Here is a 9,188-nt window from a genome sequence, read left to right as displayed (position 1 = left end):
AAATGTAGTGCATAGAGATTGCGATTTTTCTGAGCGAAAAATTATTTATCACAGCGATATTAGATGCCAAAAAATTAGTGATTTGAGGGAAAATAATAAGGTTTCCCTGCTTTTTTATAGCCCAGTAACTAAAATTCAGCTCAGAATTAAGGCGGTTTGTAAAGTTCACTATAATAATGAAATTACTCAAATAAAATGGGAAAAAACGCAACCAAGAAGCAAGGAATGCTATTCACAAATAAACCCTTCAGGTAGAGAAATAACAACACCAGAGCCAAGAATTTTTGATGATTTAGAGGCTGGATATAAAAATTTTTCAGTTATTGAAAACAAATTTGATGAAATTGACTGCCTAATTTTGCATCACCAAGGCCATAAAAGATATTTATATATTTGGGATAACAACAATAATCTTACAATAAAAGAAATTGCACCTTAGAATTTGTTAAAATCTCTAAAGGAATATCCCCCTCTCCCTACTTGTAGGGAGAGGGCAGGGGGTGAGGGTTTAGAATTTTAATAACTCAATTTACCCTCACCCTAACCCTCTCCCTGAAAAACAGGGAGAGGGTATTTAATTACAAATCAATTTTTGAAACATAATCTTGTTTTGAAATAGGATTAAATATGAAAGAGCGGGCAAAGAAAATTCTAAAATCTTTTTATGATGCGGGATATTATACTATCCATCACGATGGTATAGAACACGCAGGTTATCTTGCTTTTTTGGCGTTACTATCGCTTTTTCCGTTTATAGTATTTGTTTTTTCAATCGCTGGAAATTTAGGCAAAGAAGAAATTGGCATTAGATTCATTGCTGAAATTCGCCATTTTCTGCCTCATGATGCGATAGCTTCACTTGAGCCTAGAATAAATGAGATTCTTTCTGGCCCGCCACAGGGCCTGCTAACCCTTGCAATTATTGGAATAATTTGGACTTCATCTTCAATAGTTGAAGGCCTAAGAACTATTCTAAATAGGGCTTACAGGGTTAATAACCCACCAAGATATATTTTCAGAAGATTGATGAGTATGTTGCAAATTATCATTCTTACTTTCTTGGTAATTATTGCGATGTTTTTTATTACAATCGCACCTAATTTATGGGATTTCATCAAAGATTATTTTAATTTAACATTTGAAATTGATCCGCATTTACTTCGGCTTAGATATTATATTTCGGCTTATGTAATTTTCTTCTCGCTTGCAATAAGCTATTATGTTCTGCCAAATATCAAACAGAGCTTAATTGCAGTTTTACCGGGCGCGTTTGTGGTGCTAATTTTATGGTTAATTTCTGCTCATATTTTTTCAGGTTATATTGAACAATATAGGCAGTTAAATATAGTTTATGGAAGTTTAGCGAATTTTATAATTACCCTAATTTTCTTTTATGTTCTTTCAGTGATTTACATTTTTGGAGCTGAGTTTAATTATTTCTTTGAAAAATCACTTGGTCACGAAATCATTCAAAAAGAGTAGGGCAGGGGGGACGTTGTTTAAGCCTTTGCCAATGGTATAATAGAATAATATAATGAGCAGTTAAACAATTGTAGCTTTTCCGCTTAACCACTAATTGTCACCCCGCATTTATTGCGGGGTTAATGTCTGAAAGTATTTCCATACCTAAGTTCTGAGCTTACCTTATGGTAACCCCGTGACAAGCACGGGGTGACACTAAATAAAAAAGAACTATCCTCTAAATCTATTTAACCTTCAATTTTAGCCCAGATGCTATCTTTTATTTTTGCAGTATAATTTTTGTGTAGCTGTTTTTCTTCCTCAGAAACTTCAAATTTTCTGTATGGGAAATTAGCAATTTTTGAACTTTTAACTGATTTTTCTTGGCTATTTTGGGTTGCTTCTTCCTTAAGATTATTTTCAACTTGAAGGCTTATTACATTTTGTCTGCCGCCCATTAACTCAAGATAAACCTCTGCAAGTAATTCAGAATCCAGCAAAGCACCATGTTTTTCACGATGCGAATTATCTATGCCAAATCTTTTGCAAAGTGCATCTAAGCTATTTTGCGCACCAGAGAATTTTTTACGAGCATATTTTAATGTGCAGAAAACTTTATCAGGTTTAATATCGGATTTTTTAGCGTAAAAGAGTTCCGCATTAATAAATTTCATATCAAAATCAGCATTGTGAATAACTAATTTTGAATCACCGACAAAATTAAGAAAATCATCAACAATTTCCTCAAATTTCGGCGAATTTTTAACCATTTCATTAGTGATGCCGTGAATTCTGGTTGCATCAAAACCAATCTCCCTTTGTGGGTTTATGTAATGGTGAAAGAATTTACCTGTTGGCAGGCGATTTATAAGCTCAATACACCCAATTTCAACAATTCTATGCCCATCTTTTGGGTCTAATCCTGTTGTTTCTGTATCTAAAATTATTTCTCTTTCCATTCTGTTGGTGTTAGTGATTGAGCAGTATCTATGAGTTTCTCCTCCTGCTTGCGGGGGGAGATTAAGAGGGGGGCTTTATTATATTATTTCTCTCTAGTAAAATTTGCCCCCACCCTAACCCTCCCCCGTAAACAAGGGAGGGTATAAGCACTAAAAAAACTCTTCAGACTTTTTGGATTTTTTATTGTCTTTTTTCTCATCATCACCAAACATAAATTTACCAATTAGTGATTCAATGCTTATGGAAGATTGAGAATATCTGATAGTATCACCATCTTTTAGATTATTTTCAGAGCCACCCGGAACAAGTGCAATATATTTATCACCAAGCAATCCTGCACTAATAATTTCCGCTGATGAATCAGCTGGAATTTTAACCTCAGAATCAACATCAATTTCAACTTTAGCTTGGTAGGTTTTGCTATCAATTTTTGCATCAATCACTTTACCAATTTTAAGGCCACTAACTCGGACATCGCTACCAATATTCAGGCCATCAACCCTATCAAAGTTTACGCTAAGTTTGTAGCCTGAATAGCTCGCTGAGCTATCAGACTTAAAATAACTAAAAAACACAAAGAAAACAGCCACTGCAATCACTGCAAATCCGATTAAAGTTTCAACAATATTTTTATTCATAAATTACACATTGATTTTAATTAGGTTTCCAAGCCTCATAGTCGCCTGTTGCTTTATCTCTATGCCCTTTGCTTTCTTTATGACCTGAGGGTAAGTAAGCATAATCAGTGCCGGTCAGATTTGGCAGATGATCCTTCTGCCATTTGAATTTAGCAACCACTTGGGGTGGCTCATCAAAGGAATAATGAATCCAGCCATGCCATTCAGGCGGAATTTTTGTAGGCTCTGCTTTGCCTTTATATATCACCCAACGCCTTTCCTTGCCGTATCTTCCTACATTTTTACCACGAGCAATTGACGATTGATAATATTTATTACCAAACCCATCTTCGCCAACTTTTTTACCAAATAAAAGGGTAAAAATTCTAGTGCCTAAATTCGCCATTTTTATCAAAATAATTGAAATTATGTTATTTAATATAGATTTTACTAAATACATCAATATAATAGTTGAATAGGAAATCTATTTTTATTGAAAAATGAACACAAGTAACGCTCAAGAAACTACTGAGCCTGATTTAAGTCAAAAAATTTCTCAGATTAAAAATAAAATTGTAAAATTTATCTCGCCTAAATCTCGTGGGCTTAGAGAAACAATTGAAGAAATCCTTGATAATAAAGAGAATTCTGCCGATAAATTAGAGGCTGGCGAGAAGGAAATAATAAGGAATGTTCTTGAATTCAAAGAGATTTATGTTGAGGATATAATGATTCCTCGCCCTGATATTTTTGCAATTCCAGAAACAGCAAATTTGCAAGAACTAAAAGATAAACTAATTGATAAAGCCTATACAAGGATACCCGTTTATAAGAGTGATCTTGATGAAATAACTGGGTTTATCCATATTAAAGATGCCGTTAAATATCTGCTTAATAATGAAGCAATTGATATTAAAGCAATCACTAGAAAATGCTTGTTTGTGCCAGGGCCTATGAAAATTAGCAATCTGCTAATGAGAATGCAAAAAAGTATGGTGCATATTGCGATAGTAGTTGATGAATATGGTGGCACAGAAGGTTTAATAACAATGGAAGATATTATTGAGGAAATCGTTGGCAAAATAGATGATGAACACGATAAGGAAGAAGATAGCTCAGTGAAAAAAATTAATGATAAAGTTTATGAAGTGAATGCAAGAATTTCTATTGAAGATTTTTATTCCCACACAGCAATAAACCTTGCAAATCAATATGATGAAGAACAATATGATACAATCGGAGGGTTGGTTTATTTAATTTCTGGCAGAATACCTGTTAAAGGTGAAATTATTAGAATTAATGAGGAAATTGAGGTTGAAGTTCTTGAAGCAGACGCTCGAACGCTCAAGAAAATTCTAGTTATGAAAAGATAGGAATTTACTTTTAATCTACCCAATTATTCCAAGAATTTTTAATTTATCTTCAAGTATATCTTTATTAAAAGGCTTCATTATATACTCACTCGCACCGCTTTCTAGGGCGAGGCTGATTTTTTCAAATTCATTTTCAGTTGTGCAGAGGATAATTTTTGTATCTGCAATCAGATTTTCTGCTTTAGATTTTTGCAAAAAGCCAATACCATCAAGCTCTGGCATATTCCAATCAAGCAGAATGAAATCAAATTTTGATTTTCTCACTTTTTCAAGAGCAATTAAACCATTTTCAGCTTGTTCATAAGCAATACTAAAACTCTCTAACAGAGAAGAAATTACAGACCTCACAACTTTTGAATCATCAACAACTAGGGCTTTCATATTTTATATTGTAATTACTTTAGGGATATCAAGAACGAGCATTAATTCCTTTTCTAGCTTGAATACTCCTTTAGAAAAATCACGCCAATTTTTGGTAAGATTTGCAGGGTTTTTTTCAAATTCTGATAGTTTAAGCGTTATTGTTTGCCCAACTTCATCAACGCTTAAAGAATAATATTCATTTTCGTGATCAACCACAACAAACATCTTTTTTTTATCGCTTGCAGTGCAGGTAACGCCTAAGGTTTCTGACATATTAATAACAGTTACAATTCTGCCCCTTAAATTCATAAGACCAAGAATCTGGCTTCTAACTTTAGGGATTTTTGTAACTCTCTGCGGTTTTAGAACATCTCTAACCTTCAAAACTGGAATGCCGAATAATTGCCCTGCAACACGGAGGGTTAAGAATTGTTCTTCCTGCTCAATAGCAACTTGAAGAGCGTTTTCTTTCATTTTATTTTTGCTATCCATTGGCTATTTTCTTCTCTTTTAAGATTTCAGTAACTAAATTTATAACTTTATTTCTATCTGATTTTGTAACTAACCTTTCAAAACCTATTATTTTTATATCTTCTTCAAAATCTTCTTCTTTGTGAGAAGTAAGGGCAACAAACGGCAGATTTGCTAATTTATCAATCTTTTTAGCTTCTTTACAAAATTCAACGCCATTCATAACAGGCATATCAATATCAGAAATCACTAAATCAAATTTCTCCCCGTGATTTTTGAGCATATTAAGCCCCTCCAACCCATCAGAGCAGGTTGAAACCCTATAGCCCGCCGCCAAAATAAGTGGCCTCATAAATTTTCTAAAGAAGGCACTATCATCAACAAGTAAAATATGGCGTCTGCCTTCCTCAGATTCACCCTCAATTTTATTTGCTTCACTATGGCCAAGCCAATCTGTGAAAATGGAAGAAAAGAAATAGCTTATATCAATAACTTCTGTCGCTTTATTATTTATAATCATACTGCCCAAAATACCGGGTTTAGATGAACCAGCTTTTAACGCCATTCTTTGTTTTACAATATCTATAACTTCACTAGCATAAACACCTAGAGTTCTATCTCTATCATTGAATACAATGGTTTCTCTAACGCCATCTTCAGGCACTGGAACTTTATCATCTATAGAAACTAACCTCATTAGTGAGTCTCTATATTGAATAACTTTATTACCTGCGGATTCTTCAATTTTGCTGTAATCTAGCTCTTCTAATCTAGAAACTAACTCTAGCGGAATTGCTTTTGGTGCACCATCACCAGCCATAAAGAGCAAGAAGTTTATCTCTTCCTCGTCAAAAATTTTCTTAACTTGCTTTTGCTTATTCTGCCCTGAAGTTGCCTCAACACCTGAGTTTCTAAGCAAGCCAATTAAATCAACTATTAAAATTACACTGCCATCTCCAAGAATTGTGCTACCAGAATAATATTCTAAATCTTTTATGAGCGGAGATTTTGGCTTCACAACAATTTCCTCAGTGTGGAAAACTTTATCAACTGATATACCAAAAATATTTGAGCCTACTTCGCAAATTACAACAAATCTTTCAATTTCATTATCATTTGCATATTTTTCGTCGCACAAACCAAGTTCTTTTGGTAGTGAGATAATCGGAATAATCCTGCCTCTAAGCCTTAAAACTGGCTTGCCGTTTATAACCTCCGCACTATGAATTTTTATTTCACCATATTTAGCATCACCTAAAAATTCACTTCTTTTAGTTTTACCAACCCTAACAATTTCTGAAACTAAAATTTGTGGAATTGCGAAAGTTTCAGTTTTAGCTTGCACTAAAAGCACTGGCATTATAGCAAGTGTAAGTGGCAGCTTTATTAGGAATTCCGCACCTTTACCAGGGAAGTTTTCAATCTCTAAGCTACCACCAATTTTATTGATGTTGCTTATCACAACATCCATACCAACGCCCCTGCCTGAAACTGCCGTTACTTGCTCTGCGGTTGAAAAACCGGGCTTGAATATAAAATGGCAAATTTGATTATCAGACATTCTTGCAATCTCATCTTCGGTTGCAAGCCCTTTTTCAATAGCTCTTTTCTTAACTGCGTTGATATTTACGCCCTTGCCGTCATCTGAAATTTTTATGATAATCTGCCCACCTTCGTGGTATGCACTAAGCGTGATTGTTCCGGTTTCTGACTTGCCATTGGCAAGCCTTTCTGCTGGTTTTTCAATGCCGTGATCCGCAGAATTTCTAATCATATGCGTTAGCGGATCTTTTATCGTTTCAAGCATTTGCCTATCAAGCTCGGTTTCTTCACCAATCATTTTAAGTTCAATTTTCTTGCCTAAATCATTAGCAAGATCACGAATAATTCTAGGGAATAACTGCCACACAGAGCTAACTGCCTGCATTCTAGTTTTCATCACACCTTCTTGTAATTCACTGGTGATTATATTTAACCTCTGGAAGCTACCGACAAAAGAAGGGTCTAACTTAACTGATGATGACCTTCTAAGCTGTTGAATTTGGTTTCTGGTAAGAACAAGCTCCCCAACTAATTGCATCATATTTTCTAGAATATCTATATTAACCCTGATGCTTTGTTGAGCTGCCTTTTTATTATCGTTATTTTTAGGTTCTTCTTTCTTTTCTTGCTTTTGAGGTGCTGGTTTATTTATTACCTGCTTTATTTCTTCAGTTTTATTGGGCGTTTTTGGGGTAGGGGAATTGCTAGCGTAATCAGCCATAATGGGCGTGAAATCTATTGGCTCATCTAAATCTGGTGTTTTATTTTCAGCCGATTTTTCGGTATCAGCATATTCAGCCATAATAGGAGTGAAATCAATTTCTTCATCTAGGTCTGGAGTTTTAGATTCCTCTTTCTTTTCTGCAACTGCTACCTTGCCAGAAGCACATTCATCAAGCCTTATTATAAGATCAGAATAATCCACATCACCTTCAGTGCCGTCATTACCAAGGTTTTCAACGATAGATTTGACTGCATCACCAGCTTCTAAAACTAGAGATATAAGCGTTTGATTAACCGATAGCTTGTTAGAACGCACTTTATCCATAATATTTTCTGCACTATGTGCAACTTTTTCCAATTTCTTAAAGGCTAGAAACCCTGAAGTTCCCTTAATTGTATGCATTACGCGGAAGATATTATTCACCGAATCAGCATCACCGCCGGTTTTCTCAAGCTCAATGAATTGAAGCTCCAGCTTTTGAAGAGCTTCATTGGTTTCTTCTAGAAATTCTTGTAATAAATCGTCCATTAAATATTAGGAAATTCTGTTATATAGGTAACTTGTTTTTCTTCATCTGAGGCCTTGTATTCAAAGGTGATTTTACCACCTAAACTATCAGTAGCTTCACGAATGAAAAAGTAAGGAACATTATCAACATCCATCTCAATTTCTTTTTTGTTGAGCAAAATATCCCTAATCATTTCAGGCTCTTTATATTTTGGTGCAGTGCCTCTAACTTCAATAGTATTTTTATTTTCACCTGAAAAACTAACGCTTATTTTACCGCCATAAATGAAAACTCTAGCGAGTGTTAAAATCATTCCAACGCAAATTCTTCTTCTATTAACTGGGAAGCCTTCCGGCACTGAAGGATTCCATATTAAATCAATATGTGATTTAGAGAAATACCTACCCATAATGTCTTTAATCTCACGAGTGGCAACTTTCGCATTTTCATTATAAACTACGCCATAGGCCATTCTATAGGCTTGCAGGCGAGCAAGAGACTGCTTGGAGCTTTCATCGATTATATCTATCGCTTGGTTTTTGATTTCAATTCCACCCGGGTCTTCAGTATCTCTTGCGTCATGCATTACAAAATCTAAGCCATTTACCACCGCACCAATTGGCCCTGCAATATCATGCGTAAAGCGAGTCAGCAGAAGCTCAGCCATTTTTTCACCACCGCCATTGCTTTTAACATTTTTTACATTCTTGAATAAATTCATAACGCCGTAAGGGTTCATAATTGCAAATAATCTTGACTTGGTTTATAAGCTAAAGATATTGATAAACTAAACATATAGTAAATAACAAAAAACCTTTTTTGAATATGGAATTTGAACTTTCTGAGTATTTACCAATATTAATATTTCTAATTGTTGCAACTTTGCTTGCGATTGTGATTGTTAGTGCATCTTATATAACCTCATTAAAAAGCCCTGATGCTGAGAAGGTTTCTCAATATGAGTGCGGTTTTGATGCTTTTTCTGAAGCTAGAGGCCGCTTTGATGTTAGGTTTTACTTAGTCGCCATATTATTTATTATCTTTGATTTAGAAATTGCATTCCTTTTCCCTTGGGCAATTTCCTTGAAGGAAATAGGCGTTTTTGGCTTTACTAGCATGATGATTTTCTTAAGCGTTCTAACCATCGGCTTCATCTATGAATGGAAAAA

General features: G+C 34.7%; 11 protein-coding genes. 4 read left to right on the top strand and 7 right to left on the bottom strand.

Annotated elements, in window-relative coordinates; translation table 11 throughout:
• Together SFT90_08225 and SFT90_08220 are read left to right on the top strand one after the other, a co-directional pair.
• On the top strand, positions 1-439 hold a 439-nt coding region (locus SFT90_08225; protein ID MDX1950461.1), incomplete at its 5' end, for a pyridoxamine 5'-phosphate oxidase family protein.
• Positions 440-627: 188 nt separating this feature from the next.
• Positions 628-1,482: a YihY/virulence factor BrkB family protein gene (locus tag SFT90_08220; protein ID MDX1950460.1), complete on the top strand. Its 855-nt coding sequence runs from the start codon at positions 628-630 to the stop codon at positions 1,480-1,482.
• Between the two features lie 227 nt (positions 1,483-1,709).
• Here SFT90_08220 and dnaQ read toward each other — a convergent pair whose 3' ends face one another.
• The 3 genes from dnaQ to SFT90_08205 all read right to left on the bottom strand — a co-directional run bounded on the left by dnaQ (position 1,710) and on the right by SFT90_08205 (position 3,444).
• The gene (gene dnaQ, locus SFT90_08215; GenBank protein ID MDX1950459.1) at positions 1,710-2,420 is read right to left on the bottom strand and encodes a DNA polymerase III subunit epsilon; all 711 of its coding nucleotides are present in this window, start codon (positions 2,418-2,420) and stop codon (positions 1,710-1,712) included.
• 150 nt (positions 2,421-2,570) lie between these two features.
• A complete protein-coding gene (gene mlaD, locus SFT90_08210) occupies positions 2,571-3,059 on the bottom strand; it encodes an outer membrane lipid asymmetry maintenance protein MlaD (GenBank protein ID MDX1950458.1) in 489 nt (162 codons plus the stop codon).
• 16 nt (positions 3,060-3,075) lie between these two features.
• Positions 3,076-3,444, bottom strand: a complete 369-nt coding sequence (locus SFT90_08205; GenBank protein MDX1950457.1) for an NADH:ubiquinone oxidoreductase subunit NDUFA12 — start codon at positions 3,442-3,444, stop codon at positions 3,076-3,078.
• A 94-nt stretch (positions 3,445-3,538) separates the two neighbouring features.
• Here SFT90_08205 and SFT90_08200 point away from each other — a divergent pair, with 94 nt between their 5' ends.
• Complete coding sequence (locus tag SFT90_08200; GenBank protein MDX1950456.1) at positions 3,539-4,411, top strand: hemolysin family protein; 873 nt, start codon at positions 3,539-3,541, stop codon at positions 4,409-4,411.
• A 15-nt stretch (positions 4,412-4,426) separates the two neighbouring features.
• Here the strand turns inward: SFT90_08200 and SFT90_08195 are convergent, their stop codons facing one another.
• The 4 genes from SFT90_08195 to SFT90_08180 are packed head-to-tail and all read right to left on the bottom strand — an operon-like array spanning position 4,427 to position 8,758.
• Positions 4,427-4,792, bottom strand: coding sequence for a response regulator (locus SFT90_08195; GenBank protein ID MDX1950455.1), 366 nt, complete (start codon positions 4,790-4,792; stop codon positions 4,427-4,429).
• A 3-nt stretch (positions 4,793-4,795) separates the two neighbouring features.
• The gene (locus SFT90_08190; protein ID MDX1950454.1) at positions 4,796-5,248 is read right to left on the bottom strand and encodes a chemotaxis protein CheW; all 453 of its coding nucleotides are present in this window, start codon (positions 5,246-5,248) and stop codon (positions 4,796-4,798) included.
• Positions 5,249-5,258: 10 nt separating this feature from the next.
• On the bottom strand, positions 5,259-8,039 hold the full coding sequence (locus SFT90_08185; protein ID MDX1950453.1) for a hybrid sensor histidine kinase/response regulator: 2,781 nt from the start codon (positions 8,037-8,039) through the stop codon (positions 5,259-5,261).
• Positions 8,039-8,758 carry a histidine phosphotransferase family protein gene (locus SFT90_08180; GenBank protein ID MDX1950452.1) on the bottom strand — a complete coding sequence of 240 codons (720 nt, stop codon included), beginning with the start codon at positions 8,756-8,758 and terminating at the stop codon, positions 8,039-8,041. The genes SFT90_08185 and SFT90_08180 overlap by 1 nt, the downstream gene beginning before the upstream one ends.
• A gap of 86 nt (positions 8,759-8,844) precedes the next feature.
• Between SFT90_08180 and ndhC the strand changes: the two genes are divergently transcribed.
• Positions 8,845-9,188: NADH-quinone oxidoreductase subunit A (ndhC, locus tag SFT90_08175; protein ID MDX1950451.1), on the top strand; the 344-nt coding region annotated here is incomplete at its 3' end.

It is taken from the genome of Rickettsiales bacterium (assembly GCA_033762595.1).
Classification (GTDB): domain Bacteria; phylum Pseudomonadota; class Alphaproteobacteria; order Rickettsiales; family UBA8987; genus JANPLD01.
The sequence above is the reverse complement of the archived record's forward strand: the minus strand, read 5'-3'. Positions and strand labels throughout refer to the sequence as shown.